At 70.8% G+C, this 14,912-nt stretch carries 14 protein-coding genes; 13 read left to right on the forward strand and 1 reads right to left on the reverse strand.

The window, feature by feature from the left end; genetic code table 11:
* The first annotated feature begins 6 nt into the window (after positions 1–6).
* From ACK99Q_RS11630 to ACK99Q_RS11645, 4 genes are read left to right on the forward strand one after another with little or no spacing between them, the layout of a single operon-like run.
* A complete protein-coding gene (locus ACK99Q_RS11630; protein WP_410186293.1) occupies positions 7–1,470 on the forward strand; it encodes a class I adenylate-forming enzyme family protein in 1,464 nt (487 codons plus the stop codon).
* 23 nt (positions 1,471–1,493) lie between these two features.
* The gene (locus tag ACK99Q_RS11635; RefSeq protein ID WP_410186294.1) at positions 1,494–3,287 is read left to right on the forward strand and encodes a DUF3556 domain-containing protein; all 1,794 of its coding nucleotides are present in this window, start codon (positions 1,494–1,496) and stop codon (positions 3,285–3,287) included.
* Complete coding sequence (locus tag ACK99Q_RS11640; protein WP_410186295.1) at positions 3,284–4,717, forward strand: phytoene desaturase family protein; 1,434 nt, start codon at positions 3,284–3,286, stop codon at positions 4,715–4,717. The genes ACK99Q_RS11635 and ACK99Q_RS11640 overlap by 4 nt, the downstream gene beginning before the upstream one ends.
* Entirely contained in the window at positions 4,714–6,021 is a 1,308-nt protein-coding gene (locus ACK99Q_RS11645; RefSeq protein ID WP_410186296.1) for a PucR family transcriptional regulator, read from the forward strand. Before ACK99Q_RS11640 ends, ACK99Q_RS11645 begins: the two co-directional genes overlap by 4 nt.
* A gap of 19 nt (positions 6,022–6,040) precedes the next feature.
* On the opposite strand, the gene ACK99Q_RS11650 is transcribed toward ACK99Q_RS11645, so the two are convergent.
* Positions 6,041–6,799 carry a hypothetical protein gene (locus tag ACK99Q_RS11650; RefSeq protein ID WP_410186297.1) on the reverse strand — a complete coding sequence of 253 codons (759 nt, stop codon included), beginning with the start codon at positions 6,797–6,799 and terminating at the stop codon, positions 6,041–6,043.
* Between the two features lie 146 nt (positions 6,800–6,945).
* Between ACK99Q_RS11650 and thrS the strand changes: the two genes are divergently transcribed.
* The 9 genes from thrS (at position 6,946) to ACK99Q_RS11695 (ending at position 14,897) form a co-directional block, all read left to right on the forward strand.
* Complete coding sequence (gene thrS, locus ACK99Q_RS11655) at positions 6,946–8,916, forward strand: threonine--tRNA ligase (RefSeq protein ID WP_410186298.1); 1,971 nt, start codon at positions 6,946–6,948, stop codon at positions 8,914–8,916.
* Complete coding sequence (locus ACK99Q_RS11660; protein WP_410186299.1) at positions 8,916–9,431, forward strand: HIT family protein; 516 nt, start codon at positions 8,916–8,918, stop codon at positions 9,429–9,431. The genes thrS and ACK99Q_RS11660 overlap by 1 nt, the downstream gene beginning before the upstream one ends.
* Positions 9,432–9,435: 4 nt before the next feature.
* Positions 9,436–10,041 (forward strand): phosphatidylinositol phosphate synthase, encoded by a 606-nt coding sequence (pgsA, locus tag ACK99Q_RS11665; RefSeq protein WP_410186300.1) that lies wholly within the window; start codon positions 9,436–9,438, stop codon positions 10,039–10,041.
* Positions 10,042–10,103: 62 nt separating this feature from the next.
* Positions 10,104–11,015 (forward strand): pyridoxal 5'-phosphate synthase lyase subunit PdxS, encoded by a 912-nt coding sequence (gene pdxS / locus ACK99Q_RS11670; protein ID WP_179424234.1) that lies wholly within the window; start codon positions 10,104–10,106, stop codon positions 11,013–11,015.
* 275 nt (positions 11,016–11,290) lie between these two features.
* Positions 11,291–11,809, forward strand: a complete 519-nt coding sequence (locus ACK99Q_RS11675; RefSeq protein WP_410186301.1) for an alternate-type signal peptide domain-containing protein — start codon at positions 11,291–11,293, stop codon at positions 11,807–11,809.
* A gap of 50 nt (positions 11,810–11,859) precedes the next feature.
* Positions 11,860–12,435: a signal peptidase I gene (locus tag ACK99Q_RS11680; RefSeq protein WP_410186302.1), complete on the forward strand. Its 576-nt coding sequence runs from the start codon at positions 11,860–11,862 to the stop codon at positions 12,433–12,435.
* Positions 12,432–13,169, forward strand: a complete 738-nt coding sequence (locus ACK99Q_RS11685; RefSeq protein ID WP_410186303.1) for an LPXTG cell wall anchor domain-containing protein — start codon at positions 12,432–12,434, stop codon at positions 13,167–13,169. The genes ACK99Q_RS11680 and ACK99Q_RS11685 overlap by 4 nt, the downstream gene beginning before the upstream one ends.
* Positions 13,166–13,795: a SipW-dependent-type signal peptide-containing protein gene (locus ACK99Q_RS11690; protein ID WP_410186304.1), complete on the forward strand. Its 630-nt coding sequence runs from the start codon at positions 13,166–13,168 to the stop codon at positions 13,793–13,795. The genes ACK99Q_RS11685 and ACK99Q_RS11690 overlap by 4 nt, the downstream gene beginning before the upstream one ends.
* 28 nt (positions 13,796–13,823) lie before the next feature.
* A complete protein-coding gene (locus ACK99Q_RS11695) occupies positions 13,824–14,897 on the forward strand; it encodes a signal peptidase I (protein ID WP_410186305.1) in 1,074 nt (357 codons plus the stop codon).
* The last annotated feature ends 15 nt before the right edge of the window (positions 14,898–14,912 follow it).

A 14,912-nucleotide genomic window follows, 5' to 3' on the forward strand; every position in this document is an offset into this window, starting at 1 on the left:
GACGCAATGACCCTGCCGTATCTCAGCGACGCACTCGCCCGCCAGCACGGCGACGCTCCCGCCGTCGCCGACGACCGGACGGCCCTGACGTTCGCCGAGCTCGACGCCCGGGCGGACGCCGTGGCGGGACGCCTGGCCGCCGAGGGCTTCGGTCGCGGCGACGTCCTCGCGGTGATGCTGCCGAACCGCGTCGAGCTGGTGGTGTGCCTGTTCGCCGCGTGGCGGCTCGGCGGGACGGCCACGCCGGTCAACCCCGCGTTCACCGAGGTCGAGGCCACGCACCAGGTCGCCGACTCGGGCGCGACCCTGATCGTCGTCGAGACCGACGACGCCCCGACCGGCGGCGCCCGACCCCTCACCGTGGCTTCCCTCGCCACGGCCACCCCCACGGGCGCCGCCCCGGTCGAGGTCTCGCCCGACGACCTGGCGCTGCTGGTCTACACGAGCGGCTCCACCGGCAGGCCGAAGGGCGTGATGCTCGACCACGCCAACGTCGACGCGATGTCGTCCACGATGGCGCGCCACATGGAGCTGACGGCGGACGACCACTGCATGCTGATCCTGCCGCTGTTCCACGTCAACGCGGTCATGGTCTCGCTGCTCGCCCCGCTGCGGGTCGGCGGCCGGCTGACGATCGTCGGCCGCTTCAGCCCCCAGACGTTCTTCGGCGAGGTCGAGCGGCTGCGGCCGACGTACTTCTCGGCCGTGCCGACGATCTACGCGCTGCTCGCGGCCCTGCCCGAGGAGGTCCGTCCCGACACCTCGTCGCTGCGGTTCGTCGTGTGCGGCGCGGCGCCGGTCTCGCCGGAGCTGCTGGCGGCCTGCGAGCGACGGTTCGGCTTCGTGATGGTCGAGGGCTACGGCCTCACCGAGGGCACGTGCGCCTCGGCCTGCAACCCGGTCGGCCCCGACGCCGTGCGCAAGCTCGGCACCGTCGGGCCGGCGCTCCCGGGCCAGCGCCTCGCGATCGCCGGACCGGACGGGGAGCACCTGCCCCCGGGCGAGACCGGCGAGGTCCTGATCAGCGGCCCCACCGTCATGCAGGGCTACCTGAACAGGCCCGAGGCCACCGCCGAGACGGTCGTCGACGGCTGGCTGCACACCGGCGACGTCGGCCGGCTCGACGAGGACGGCTACCTCCAGCTCGTCGACCGGATCAAGGACATGATCATCCGCGGCGGCGAGAACCTGTACCCGAAGGAGATCGAGAACGCGATCGCGCGCATCGAGGGCGTCCTCGAGGTCGCGGTCGTCGGCCGCCACGACGACGTCCTGGGCGAGGTCCCGGTCGCGTTCGTCGTCGCCTACCCCGGCGCCGTGCTGACCGAGGACGACGTCCTCGCGCACTGCCGCCGCGAGCTCACCCGGGTCAAGGTCCCGGCCGCCGTCGACGTCGTCGAGGCGCTGCCGAAGAACCCGGTCGGAAAGATCGACAAGCCCACCCTGCGCCGACTCGTGCGCAGCGCCTGACACATCGAGAAAGGTCGAGATTCATGGGATTCACGACAGCGGACATGCCACCGGTCGATCCGGAGCGGTTCGAGCAGATGCCGGTGATGGACCGGATGAGGCTGCTCGCGGTGCACTGGGCCGACTACGGCTTCGGCGGGCCCAAGCAGATGCACGCGATCTACCTGGTCAAGACGATCGCCTTCATCGTCGGCGGCTGGCTCGTCGTCGGGCTCACGACGCCCGGGCTGGGCCTGCTGTCCCTCGGCGACTGGTGGGGCGAGCTGATCGTCTACCAGAAGCTCATGGTCTGGATCGTGCTGTGGGAGATCACGGGGCACGCGGCCTCCTGGGGACCGCTGTCGTTCAAGTTCGGGCCGTTCACCGGCGGCTGGAAGTACTGGACGAGGGTCGGCACCCTGCGCTGCCCGCCGTACGGGGACCGAATCCCCGGCACGGGCGGCGCTGCCCGCAGCGTCTTCGACGTCGCTCTCTACCTGGCCCTCGTGGCGATGCTCGTCGTCGCCCTGGTCCTGCCGGGGCAGCAGTCCGACGCGGCCTACTCCGAGGTCGGCATGATCGCGTCCTGGCCGCTCGTCGCGTACTTCGTGGGCCTGGTCGTCATGGCGTTCCGCGACAAGGTCGTCTTCCTGGCCTCGCGTCCCGAGCAGTACGCGCTGTGCCTGCTGGCCTTCGCGACGCTGTCCTCGCACGTCGACATGGTGCTGGTCGCCAAGATCGCCATGGTCACGATCTGGCTCGGCGCCGGCGTCTCCAAGTTCGGCCACCACCTGACGTTCGTCGTCCAGGCGATGATGAGCAACACCCCGTGGCTGACCTCGAAGCGGTTCAAGCGCTCGCTCTACCGCGACGTCGAGAACGAGGACCTGATGCCCACGAAGATGGCCTTCGGCTGGGCTCACATCGGCGGCACGGTCGTCGAGCTCGTCCTGCCGCTCGTGCTGCTGTTCTCCACGAACGCGACGATCACGTGGCTCGCGATCGCCGGCATGATGGCGTTCCACCTGTTCATCTACTCCACCTACCCGCTCGCGGTGCCGCTGGAGTGGAACATCTTCTTCATCTTCGTCACGCCGTTCCTGTTCGGCGGGTTCATGGCCGGCGACGGCTACGGGATCGGCGACTTCTCCAGCCCGTGGCTGCTCGCGGCGGTGCTGGTCGGCTTCCTGACCGGCCCGATCCTGGGCAACCTCAAGCCCGAGTGGGTCTCGTTCCTCATCTCCATGCGCCAGTACGCCGGCAACTGGGCGTCGGGCACGATGGCGTTCCGGATGAACGGCGCCGAGGACAAGCTCGACGCGGGTCTCGTGAAGGGGATGAGAATCCAGCGCGAGCAGCTGGCCGCCCTGTACGGCTACGACGTGGCCGAGGTGTTCCTCCAGAAGTGCGTCGCGTTCCGCAGCATGCACAGCCACGGCCGGGTGCAGCTCGCGCTCATGCAGCGTCACGTCGACGCGCTCGAGAACTACCGGCTCCGCGAGGGCGAGGTCGTCTGCACGGTCCTGCTGGGCTGGCAGTTCGGCGACGGGCACCTGTTCGACGAGCGGACGATCGCGGCGGTGCAGCAGCGGTGCGGCTTCGAGCCCGGCGAGTGGGTCACCACCTTCACCGAGTCGCAGCCGATCCACACCACGAAGGTGCAGTACAAGGTGATCGACGCGGCCCTGGGTGTCGTCGAGCGCGGGTGGTACGACGTGCGCGATGCTGTGTCCGAGCAGCCCTGGATCCCGAACGGCGTGAAGCACACGGTCACGTGGCAGGCGCCCGGCTACCGTCCGGCGGGGGAGCTGTCCGGTGAGGAGAAGGTGACGACGTGACGACGGCGGTGGTGGTCGGCAGCGGTCCCAACGGGCTCGCTGCCGCCCTCACCCTCGCCGCCGCGGGCGTCGAGGTCGAGGTGCTCGAGGCCGCCGACGAGATCGGCGGCGGCACCCGCAGCGGCCACTACACGGTCGACGGGGTGCTGCACGACGAGTGCTCGGGCTTCCATCCGCTGGCGGTCGACACGGCCTTCAGCCGGGCCTTCGACCTGGCAGCCGAGGGGCTGGCCTGGCGGTGGCCCGAGGTGCAGTACGCGCACCCGCTCGACGGCGGCGCCGGCGCCGCGGTGTGGCGCGACGTCGACCGCACGGCGCAGGCGCTGGGGGAGTCCGGCGCGGCCTACCGGCGGCTGTTCGGCCCGCTGTCCGACCGGTTCGACCAGATCGCCACCGAGTTCCTCCAGCCGATGGTCCACGTGCCGCGGCACCCCATCGCGCTCGCCGGGTTCGGCGTGGCCAGCCTGCTGCCGGCCACGTGGCTCGGTCGGCTGCTGCGGTCGCCGGAGTCGTCGGCGCTGTTCGCCGGCGTCGCGGCCCACGCGTTCCGACCGCTGGGCGCGCCGCTGTCGTCCGCGATCGGCGTCGCCCTCGGCACGGCGGCCCACCGCTACGGGTGGCCCGTCGCCGAGGGCGGCACCGCCGCGATCTCGCGCGCCATGGCGCAGCTGCTGGCGCAGCACGGCGGCAAGATCACGACGGGGGTCCGGGTGACGGGTCGCGACCAGCTCGCGCACGCCGACATCGTCATGCTCGACACCACGCCGGGCGCCGCCGCGGACATCCTCGGCGACGCCCTGCCCCCGCGGGTGGCCCGGGCCTACCGCCGCTACCGCTACGGCCCCGGCGCGTTCCAGGTCGCGCTCGCCGTCGAGGGCGGGATCCCGTGGACCCACGAGCCCACGCGCGCGGCCGGCACGGTCCACCTGGGCGGCTCGATGGCGCAGATCGCGGCGGCCGAGCGCGAGGTGTGGCGTGGGCGGATGCCCGAGCGGCCCTTCGTCCTGCTGGGCCAGCAGTCGCAGGCCGACCCGGGCCGCCGCGCCGGCGACGTGCACCCGATCGACGCCTACGCGCACGTCCCGTCCGGGTACGACGGCGACGCCACCGAGGCGATCCTGGCCCAGATCGAGCGGTTCGCCCCGGGCGTGCGTGAGCGCGTCGTCGGCATGTCGGTGCGCTCCACCGAGCAGATCACCCGCGACAACGCGAACTACGTGGGCGGCGACATCGTGACGGGCGCGAACACGCCGCGGCAGCTGATCTTCCGCCCCCGGGTCGCCCTCGATCCGTACGCCACCGGCGTCCCCGGCACCTGGCTGTGCTCCGCGGCCACTCCGCCGGGCGCCGGCGCGCACGGGATGTGCGGCCATCTCGCCGCCCGCAGGGCCTTGCGCCGCGCGGGCATCGCCGGGACCATCGGGCCATGACGCAGCCGCTGACCGGGGCGGGACCCGACGCCGCCGAGGTCCGACGGCTCGTGGCGGTGATGGGCCAGCGCCTCGCCGAGCAGCAGCCCTACCTGACCCGCGTGCTCACGGACAACATCCGGTCGATCAGCGACCTCGACCTCGACCAGCCGCTCATCGACCTGCTGGACGCCAGCGTCGACAGCAACATCAACACGATCGTCCACCTGCTCATCAACGCGATCCCGGTGGAGCGGATCCAGGCGCCCACCGCGGCCGTCGAGTACGCGCTGCGGCTCGCGCAGCGCGGCGTCCCGTCGTACTCCCTCGTGCGCGCCTACCAGCTGGGCCAGGAGTACCTCATGACCGTGGTGCTCCACGAGTTCGAGCAGATCGACGCGGACCGCACCCACACCCTGCGGGCGATCCGGGTCATCGCCGACGCCGTCTACCAGTACATCGACTGGATCTGCCTGCACCTGCTGGACCGGTACGAGGACGAGCGGGGTCGCTGGGCGACCACGTCCGGCAACGTCGCCTCGGCGATGCTGCAGGGCCTGCTGCGTGGGGTGGACACGTCGGTGCACGACTTCGAGTCCGAGACGGGCTACCGCCTGGACCAGCACCACGTCGGCCTCGTGCTGTGGTCGCGCGATCCCGGCGGGATCACCGACGCGCTGCTCACGATGGAGCGGATCAGCCGCGAGCTCGACGCGCGGATCGGCACGGGCACGCCGCCGCTGTTCTCCGCGATCGACCGCACCACCGGCTGGCTGTGGATCGGTCGAGGGCGCCACGCCGAGCCGATCGACCGGGTGGTGGCCGAGGTGCTGGCGAAGTTCCCCGACCTGGGCGCCGCCGTCGGCCTGCCCGAGTTGGGCCTCGAGGGCTTCCGCCGCACGCACGCGCAGGCGCGCGACACGTTCGAGCTGGCGCTCACGGCCGGCGACCGCATCGGTCAGGTGGTGGGGTTCGGCGACCGGGGCATCGCCCTGATCTCGCTGCTGCTGCAGCAGCCCGGCGGCCTGCAGCGGTGGGTGCGCGACGTCCTGGGTCCGCTCGGCGAGGTGTCGCCGGCGGCGGCGCGGGCGCGCGCCACGCTCGGTGCGTGGCTCGACCACGACCGGAACTTCCAGGCGACGGCCGAGGCGCTGCGGGTGCACCGCAACACCGTGAAGTACCGCATCGAGCGGATCACGGCCGACCTCGACGACCGCCTCGGAGACCGCAGGGTCGACCTCGAGCTGGCGCTGCTGGCCTGTCGGCTGCTCGGCGACGAGCTGCTCGAGGAGCCGGACGGCCACCGCCGGCCCGGCCAGGGCTGAGCCCCGGCCGGGACGCGGATCAGCGCGCGGTGGCGAGCGCGGCGCGGGCGCCGCTCATCGACATGAGGTCCGAGTCGTCCTCGGCCATGATCAGCTCGCCGTTGGCGAACGTGGCGTACACGTCGATGTCCTGCTTGCCGCAGCCCTGGTAGACGCGGTCCTCGAGCACCGTCACGCCCTTGGCCTGCAGGGCCTGCAGCTCGGCGATGGCCTCGTCGATCGCCGCGGTGAGCTCGGGGATCTCGTCGCCGACCAGCACCTTGAGCGCCTCGAGCTGCTTGATGACCTCGTCCGGCGTGTACGACTCGCCGGCGCCGCCGCTGCGCAGCTTGCGCGCCGTGTTGGCGATGCTGTCGCCGATCACGTCGGGGGAGAAGGTCGGGTCGACCTTGAGGCTGCGCAGGTTCTGCACGGTGGCACAGCGGCCCTGCTTGACGACGAGGCGCTGCTTCTTCACGGTGGCGCGCTTCTTGCCCTTGTACTTGTAGGTGACCTTGGTGGTCACGCGGTACGTGCCGGGCTTGAGCTTCACGGCGGTGCGGTTCTTGCGCAGCACCTTCCCGCCCTGGTGGATCGTCATGGCCTTCTTGAGGACCTTGACCTTCTTGGCCTTCTTGAACGACGGCTTCACCAGCGCGGTCCCGTACCAGTCGATCGACTTGTTCGAGATGGTCTTGATGGTGACCGGCTTGGCGGCGGCCTGGGCCGGCGCGGCGACGAGCGTGGTGCTCGCGGCGACGGCGACGGCGGCCACGAGGCCGAGGAGGGTGCGGCGCATGCGATGACGCCTTTCCGAGAACGGGGACAAAGTCCACCCAGCGTACGCGAGCGGGGACGGTCGCCGTGGCGGAACGGCGACGTCGGTAGGGTGAGGCCAAGAGCGCTGCCCAGCCGTAGGGGCCGCCCAGTCACCGAGGGGATCACATGAGCCTGTCCGTCACCGTCAACGGAGCCCAGCAGCAGGTCGACTCGGGGACGCGGGTGTGGCAGCTGTTCTCCGAGGAGCCCCAGGTCATCGCCGCCCGCGTGGGCGACGCGCTGGTCGACCTCGCGCGCGAGCTGGCCGACGGCGACGTCGTCGAGCCCGTCGCGATCGACTCGCCCGACGGCCTCGACGTGCTGCGCCACTCCACGGCCCACGTCATGGCGCAGGCCGTGCAGGAGCTCTTCCCCGATGCGAAGCTCGGCATCGGCCCGCCGATCACCGACGGCTTCTACTACGACTTCGACGTCGAGGTGCCCTTCACGCCCGAGGACCTCGAGAAGATCGAGTCGCGGATGAGGAAGATCGTCAAGGAGGGCCAGCGGTTCAGCCGCCGCGAGATCAGCGACGACGACGCCCGCGACGAGCTGGCCGACGAGCCCTACAAGCTCGAGCTCATCGGCCTCAAGTCCACCGCAGGGGACGCCGCCGAGGGTGCCAGCGTCGAGGTCGGCGAGGGCGGCTTGAGCATCTATGACAACCTCAAGCGCGACGGCTCGCTGGCCTGGAAGGACCTGTGCCGCGGCCCGCACCTGCCCACCACGAAGCGCATCCCGGCGTTCAAGCTCATGCGCTCGGCCGCCGCCTACTGGCGCGGCGACGAGAAGAACAAGCAGCTCCAGCGCATCTACGGCACCGCGTGGCCCACGAAGGAGGACCTCGAGGCGCACCTGCACCGCATCGAGGAGGCCCAGCGCCGCGATCACCGCCGCCTGGGCACCGAGCTCGACCTCTACTCGTTCCCCGACGAGATCGGCTCGGGCCTGCCGGTCTTCCACCCCAAGGGTGGCGTCATCAAGCGCGAGATGGAGGACTACGTCCGCCGCCGGCACATCGAGGAGGGCTTCGAGTACGTCGGCACGCCGCACATCGCCAAGGAAGGCCTCTTCTACACGTCGGGTCACCTGCCGCACTACGGCGAGGGCATGTTCCCGGCGCTGGAGATCGACGGCGGCGACTACCGCCTCAAGGCGATGAACTGCCCGATGCACAACCTCATCTACCGGTCGCGCCAGCGGTCCTACCGCGAGCTGCCGCTGAGGCTGTTCGAGTTCGGCCACGTGTACCGCAACGAGAAGTCGGGCGTCATCCACGGCCTGACCCGCGTGCGCGGCTTCGCCCAGGACGACTCCCACTCCTACGTCACGCCCGAGCAGGCGCCCGCCGAGGTGGCGCACCTGCTGAACTTCATGCTGAGCCTGCTCGACGACTTCGGCATGGACGACTACTACCTCGAGCTGTCCACGCGCGACGCCTCCAAGGACAAGTTCATCGGCTCCGACGAGGACTGGGAGAGCGCCACGAAGGTGCTGGAGGAGGTCGCCACCGCGACCGGCCTCGAGCTCGTGCCCGACCCGGGCGGCGCGGCCTACTACGGCCCGAAGGTGTCGGTGCAGGCGCGCGACGCGATCGGCCGCACCTGGCAGATGGGCACGGTGCAGTACGACTTCAACATGCCGTCGACCGACCGGTTCAACCTCGAGTACGTCGCCGCCGACGGCTCGCGCCAGCAGCCGGTGATGATCCACTCGGCCAAGTTCGGCTCGATCGAGCGGTTCATGGGCGTGCTCGTCGAGCACTACGCCGGCGCGTTCCCTCCGTGGCTCGCCCCGGTCCAGGCGGTCGGGATCCCCGTGGCCGAGCGTCACGTGGAGTACCTCGAGCGGCTCGCCGTGCGCCTGCGCGCCGAGGGGATCCGCTTCGAGGTCGACGACTCCGACGAGCGCATGCAGAAGAAGATTCGCACCGCGCAGACCCAGAAGGTGCCGTTCATGGTGCTGGTCGGCGACAAGGACGTCGAGGCGAGCGCGGTGTCGTTCCGCTACCGCAACGGCGAGCAGGAGAACGGCGTCTCGCTCGACGACGCCGTCGCGAAGATCGTGGCCGCGGTGCGCGACCGGGTCCAGGTCTGATGCCCGATCCGGACGGCCTCGAGCGGCTGTGGGCGCCCTACCGGATGGCCTACGTCCGCGAGGCCGGCAACGACGACGGCTGCCCGTTCTGCGCGATGGTCGCGGGGGAGCGGCAGACCGACCTCATCGTCGTGCGCGGCGAGCACTGCTTCGTGGCGATGAACCTGTACCCGTACAACCCGGGCCACCTCATGGTGCTGCCGAACCGGCACGAGTCCGGCCTCACCGAGCTCACGCTCGCGGAGTCCACCGAGCTGACCCTGCTCACCCAGCAGGCGATCCGGGCGATCGGCGAGGTCAGCTCGCCGCACGGGTTCAACGTGGGCCTCAACCTCGGGGCCTCCGCGGGCGGCTCGATCTCCCAGCACCTGCACCAGCACGTCGTGCCGCGGTGGGGCGGGGACGCCAACTTCATGACCGTCGTGGGCCGCACCAAGGCGCTGCCGCAGACGATCGCCGAGTCCGCCGAGCTGCTGCGCGCCGCGTGGCCCGGCAGCCGACCAGTGAGCAGGTGACCTGATGCTCGAACGCTTCCGCGCCTTCTGGAACCGGCTGCTCTCGCCCGTTGCCGACGGCCTGATCAAGGTCGGCGTCACGCCGAACATGGTCACGTGGGTCGGCACGATCGGCGTGTCCTTCGGCGCGCTCTTCTTCTTCCCGCAGGGGAACTTCTTCTGGGGGACGCTGTTCATCACGGCGTTCGTGTTCAGCGACATCGTCGACGGGACGATGGCCCGCAAGCTCGGCCGCTCCTCGAAGTACGGGGCGTTCCTGGACTCCACGCTCGACCGCGTCGGCGACGCGGCGGTGTTCGGCGGCATCGCGCTCTGGTACGCGTGGGAGGGCGACTCGCAGGTCTACCTGTGCCTCGCGCTGGCCTGCCTCGTCCTGGGCGCGCTGACGTCGTACATCCGGGCCCGCGCCGAGTCGCTCGGCATGGAGGCCAAGGGCGGCATCGCCGAGCGGTCCGACCGCCTGGTCTCGATCCTGGTCATGACGGGCCTCTCGGGACTGTTCGATCTGCCGATCCTGCAGCAGGTCACGCTGTGGGCGCTGGCCGCCGCGAGCCTGGTCACCGTGGGTCAGCGGATGCTGATGGTCAAGCGCCAGGCGGACGCGGCCTGACCCCCGTCTCGTCGACGACCGGCCGGGACGGGAGCGCTCAGCGGGCCTCGTAGACTTGACCCGTGAGTACCGAGATCCCCAGCAACGACCAGTCCACGACCGGCAGCGCCCGGGTCAAGCGCGGCATGGCCGAGATGCTGAAGGGCGGCGTCATCATGGACGTCGTCGACGCCGAGCAGGCCAAGATCGCCGAGGACGCCGGCGCCGTCGCCGTCATGGCGCTCGAGCGTGTGCCCGCGGACATCCGCTCCCAGGGCGGCGTCGCGCGCATGAGCGACCCCGACCTCATCGACGGCATCATCGAGGCCGTCTCCATCCCGGTCATGGCCAAGGCCCGCATCGGTCACTTCGCCGAGGCGCAGGTGCTCCAGAGCCTGGGCGTGGACTACATCGACGAGTCCGAGGTGCTGACGCCGGCGGACTACGCGAACCACATCGACAAGTGGGCCTTCACGGTCCCGTTCGTGTGCGGTGCCACCAACCTGGGCGAGGCGCTGCGCCGCATCACCGAGGGCGCGGCGATGATCCGCTCCAAGGGCGAGGCCGGCACCGGTGACGTCTCGAACGCCACGGGCCACATGCGCAAGATCCGCGCCGAGATCGCCCGTCTGCAGAGCCTGCCGAAGGACGAGCTGTTCGTCGCGGCCAAGGAGCTCCAGGCCCCCTACGAGCTCGTCGCCGAGGTGGCCGAGGCGGGCAAGCTGCCCGTCGTGCTGTTCACCGCGGGCGGCATCGCCACCCCGGCCGACGCGGCCATGATGATGCAGCTGGGCGCCGAGGGCGTGTTCGTCGGCTCGGGCATCTTCAAGTCGGGCAACCCCGCGCAGCGCGCCGAGGCCATCGTGAAGGCCACGACCTTCTACGACGACCCCGACGTGATCGCCAAGGTCTCGCGCGGCCTCGGTGAGGCCATGGTCGGCATCAACGTCGACGAGATCCCCGAGCCGCACCGCCTGGAGACACGCGGCTGGTGACGTCTACCACAGCACACGAGCGAACGCCCCCGGTTTCGACCGGGGGCGTTCGTTCGTAGGGGGGCCTTTGGTCCCAAAGGACGATGTCATGGTCACAAAGAACCATGCCCATAGTCATGAATCGTTCGTGACGTGTGACTCATTTTCGTTATTTCTTCGCAATTCGGCGTCATCTTGCCGGTATTTCGTCGTTACATAGAGGCAGCAGGTGCAACAGATGCACCAGTTACAGATGTGATCGATGGTCGATCAGCCTCACGACGTAGGAGAACAAGATGAACAAGTCCACCAAGGGCGCCATCGCCGCCGGAGCCGCCGCCGTCCTCATGCTCGGTGGAGCGGGCTCGCTGGCGTACTGGAACGCCGAGGGCGACATCGCCGGTGGCTCCATCACGGCCGGCGAGCTCAAGCTCACCGACCCGACGCCCGGCGCCTGGACCCTCAACGGCAGCCCCGTCACCAGCCTCTCGTCCGTGAAGGTCGTTCCCGGCGACGAGCTCGAGTACACCGCCGGCTGGGACATCACCGCGACCGGTGACAACCTCAAGGCCGTCGTCGACGTGACCGGCTTCAACGCCTCGGGCTCGCTGGCCTCCGCGGTCACCCTGACCGACACCTACCTCGTCGGCGGCACGGCCCCCGCGGGCAACCAGATCACCAGCGCCGACGACGGCGAGACCCTCGCCGCCACCCTGAACGTCGACTTCCCGTTCGGCACCTCGGCCGACAACTCGACGCAGACGCTGACGCTCGACCTGTCCGACGTGAAGGTCGCCCTGACGCAGGTGCAGTGACCCGGGACTGAGCGAACCGACCGACCATCGAACGAGGAAGGCCCACGAGGATGACGACCACCACGACCACCCGCACGCACCGCACGGTGCTGGGGTGGGCCGTCCAGGCTCTGGCCTGGGGCGTCATCCTCGTGGCCACCTCGGCGATCGCCGTCGGCGTGCTCGTCCCGCGGATCGGGGGCGCGACGCCCTACACGATCCTCACCAGCTCCATGGAGCCGTCCTACCCGCCGGGCACGCTCATGGTGGTCCGGCCGACGCCCGCCGCCGAGATCGGCGTGGGCACGGTCGTCACCTACCAGCTCGAGTCGGGCCGCAGCGACGTCGTGACCCACCGGGTCGTCTCGGTCGCCTACGGAGCGGACGGCCAGCCCGAGTTCACCACGCAGGGCGACGCCAACGACGGCGTCGACGCCGAGCCGGTCCAGCCGGTGCAGCTCAAGGGCACCCTCTGGTACGCCGTTCCAAAGCTGGGATTCCTCAGCACGGCGATCGGGCACGACCAGCGCGACTCGGCCGTGTACGTCGTGGCCGGCGGTCTGGGCCTCTACGCCGCCTGGATGTTCGTCGGGGCTGTCCGCGACCGGCGGCGGGACCACTCCGACGACACGGTGAGCTCCCGATGAGGGCCGTGCGCACCGGGGCCGGTGCTCTCGGAGCCGCGGTCATGCTGGCCGTGATGCTGCCCCTGGGGTCCTCGGCGGCCTCGGCGCCCGCTGTCCGCCTCGGCCTGAGCGCGGACGGGATCGGCCCGTGGACCTCGACGCTGACCGAGCCGGTCTTCGACGACGACGCCCGCTGGGCGCCCGGTGACGTCCGGACCGGCGAGTTCTGGGCACGCAACCAGTCCACCGATGCCACGCAGATCCAGCTCGTGATCATGCCCAAGGACGGCGACCTGCACGCGTCCGGCGACCTCGACGTCCAGGTGCGGACCGACGGCGATGCCTGGCAGCCCCTGTCCGCCGCCTGGACCTCGCCGCGTCCTCTGGCGGCAGGCTCGACGGCACGGGTCCAGGTCCGCGCCGCGCTGTCCGAGACGGCGCCCAACGCCGACCAGGCGCAGCACTTCGCGTTCGACGTGCGGACCCGACTGACCCAGGTCACCGGGACCGAGCCCACCGATCCGACACCGACCCCGACCACGGCGCCGACCGAGACGCCGACCGCGCAGTCGCCGACGAGCGAGAACGCCCCCGACGACCGGGTCGAGTCGTCGCCCACCCGCGACGGCTCGCTGCCGAGCACGGGTGCCGAGCTGCCCTCGTGGCTCGTCCCCGCCGGCATCGGCGCCGCCATCACCGGCCTGTGGCTCGCCCTGGGCGCCCGCCGGAACCGAGAAGAGAGTGACGCATCATGACGCAGTCCCCGATCTCGCGCCTCGTCCGCACCCTGCGGTCGACCCGCGCGCGAGCGATCCTCAGCCTCGGCATGGTGCTGGGCCTGACCAGCGTCAGCACGCTGGCGTACTGGACCGACGAGGCCCAGCTGACGACGGGCACGATCCAGGCCGGCTCGCTCGACCTGCTGATCCTCGACGGCCGGCTCGACGGCCAGGGCGGCTCGGTCACGAACACCGCCATGTCGGCCACCGCGATGATCCCGGGGGAGAGCTTCGCGTTCACCGTGCCGGTGCAGCGCAAGGCCAACACCGCCGGCTTCGCGCTCACCGCGACCGGCACCGCGGCCGGCGGCCTCTCGCCCCACGTCCAGTGGTCGGTCTTCGAGGGCACCGCCGGCACCCAGACCACCAATGCGAACGGCATCCGGTCCAACACCTGCTCGGGCACGCAGCTGTCCACGAACGTCACGCTCGACGGCACGGCCAAGCCGCTGATCCCGACGGCCACGCCCGTGAACCTGGGCGGCACGACGTTCAGCAAGAACCTGTGCTTCCGTGTGGCGATGCCGTCCACCACCGGCAACACTGCGCAGGGGACGACGGGAACCGCGACGTTCTCCCTCACCGCCAACCAGCTGCAGTGACCCCGACCCGACGAACGAGTGACCTGACATGAACCGCACGCTCCGCGAGGCGATCCTGTGGATCGGCGCCGGCCTGGGCACGCTGTGCCTGGCCTGGACCGCCGCCATGCTCGCCTTCGGGCTCACGCCGCTCGTGTTCACGTCGGGCTCGATGTCGCCCGCGATCGAGGCCGGCGACCTGGCCTTCGCCACGACGGTGCCGGCCGACGAGCTCGCCGAGGGTGACATCGTCAGCGTGATCGACGACCGCGGCGTGCGGATCACGCACCGCGTCACGCAGATCGATCCCCAGGACGACGGGGGAGCGGTGCTGCAGCTCAAGGGCGACGCCAATGCCTCGCCCGACGAGCAGGCGTACAACGTCGACGAGGTCGAGCGCGTGGGCTTCTCCGTGCCGAAGGCCGGCTACGTGGTCAACGCGGTGAACTCGCCCTTCGGCATGTTCGTCATCGGGCTCCTCGTGGCCGGGATCCTCGTCATCGCGTTCCGTCGCGACGGCGGTGGCGGTCCGGACGCGTCGGCCGAGGCCGAGGGCGACGACTCTGCACCCGACGCCGACGCGGGAGCCTCCCCCGAGAGCGGTGTCGGGCAGCGCGTGCGCCGCGTCGTCGGCGTGGGAGCCGGCGCGGGCGCGATGCTGGTCGCCTCGGGACTCGGCCTGCAGCCCACGATGGCCGCCTTCGGCGACAGCCCGACGATGGTCTCGGGCGCCCTCGGTGCCGCGAGCGTGCAGGCGCCGGCCACCTTCACGTGCACCAACGTCGGCAGCAGCGGCGCGTCGGTCAACCTCACGTTCCCGCACCAGGACGCCCGCTACGACTACGTCGTCACGATCGTGAACGACGAGACCGGTGCGACCGTCACGAACCGTGGCGGGACGATCACCGGCGCCGGCGCCGTGGGCGCGAACCAGACCGTGAACGTGGCGCGCAACTACACGACGTGGGGCCTCTTCGACGCCGGGGCCGTCCAGTACACGGCGCGGGTCAGCAGCCGGCTCAAGTCCTCGACCACGTGGACGTCCTCCGACGTCACGCTCAAGCTCTACGAGACGCGCGGGCTCTTCGAGTTCAGCTACCGCACGTACTGCGGGACGGCCTGAGCTCTCCCCACCCCC

Origin of the sequence: Aeromicrobium sp. MLTX1 (assembly GCF_046452335.1) — a bacterium.
GTDB lineage: Bacteria > Actinomycetota > Actinomycetes > Propionibacteriales > Nocardioidaceae > Aeromicrobium.

What these genes read in the sequence shown, in the direction of transcription:
- ACK99Q_RS11685 (WP_410186303.1), top strand. Translation starts at nt 12,432, where the DNA reads ATGAGGGCCGTGCGCACCGGGGCCGGTGCTCTCGGAGCCGCGGTCATG.
- pgsA (WP_410186300.1), top strand. Translation starts at nt 9,436, where the DNA reads ATGCTCGAACGCTTCCGCGCCTTCTGGAACCGGCTGCTCTCGCCCGTT.
- ACK99Q_RS11680 (WP_410186302.1), top strand. Translation starts at nt 11,860, where the DNA reads ATGACGACCACCACGACCACCCGCACGCACCGCACGGTGCTGGGGTGG.
- ACK99Q_RS11660 (WP_410186299.1), top strand. Translation starts at nt 8,916, where the DNA reads ATGCCCGATCCGGACGGCCTCGAGCGGCTGTGGGCGCCCTACCGGATG.
- ACK99Q_RS11690 (WP_410186304.1), top strand. Translation starts at nt 13,166, where the DNA reads ATGACGCAGTCCCCGATCTCGCGCCTCGTCCGCACCCTGCGGTCGACC.
- ACK99Q_RS11635 (WP_410186294.1), top strand. Translation starts at nt 1,494, where the DNA reads ATGGGATTCACGACAGCGGACATGCCACCGGTCGATCCGGAGCGGTTC.
- ACK99Q_RS11675 (WP_410186301.1), top strand. Translation starts at nt 11,291, where the DNA reads ATGAACAAGTCCACCAAGGGCGCCATCGCCGCCGGAGCCGCCGCCGTC.
- ACK99Q_RS11695 (WP_410186305.1), top strand. Translation starts at nt 13,824, where the DNA reads ATGAACCGCACGCTCCGCGAGGCGATCCTGTGGATCGGCGCCGGCCTG.
- ACK99Q_RS11650 (WP_410186297.1), bottom strand. Translation starts at nt 6,799, where the DNA reads ATGCGCCGCACCCTCCTCGGCCTCGTGGCCGCCGTCGCCGTCGCCGCG.
- ACK99Q_RS11630 (WP_410186293.1), top strand. Translation starts at nt 7, where the DNA reads ATGACCCTGCCGTATCTCAGCGACGCACTCGCCCGCCAGCACGGCGAC.
- thrS (WP_410186298.1), top strand. Translation starts at nt 6,946, where the DNA reads ATGAGCCTGTCCGTCACCGTCAACGGAGCCCAGCAGCAGGTCGACTCG.
- ACK99Q_RS11645 (WP_410186296.1), top strand. Translation starts at nt 4,714, where the DNA reads ATGACGCAGCCGCTGACCGGGGCGGGACCCGACGCCGCCGAGGTCCGA.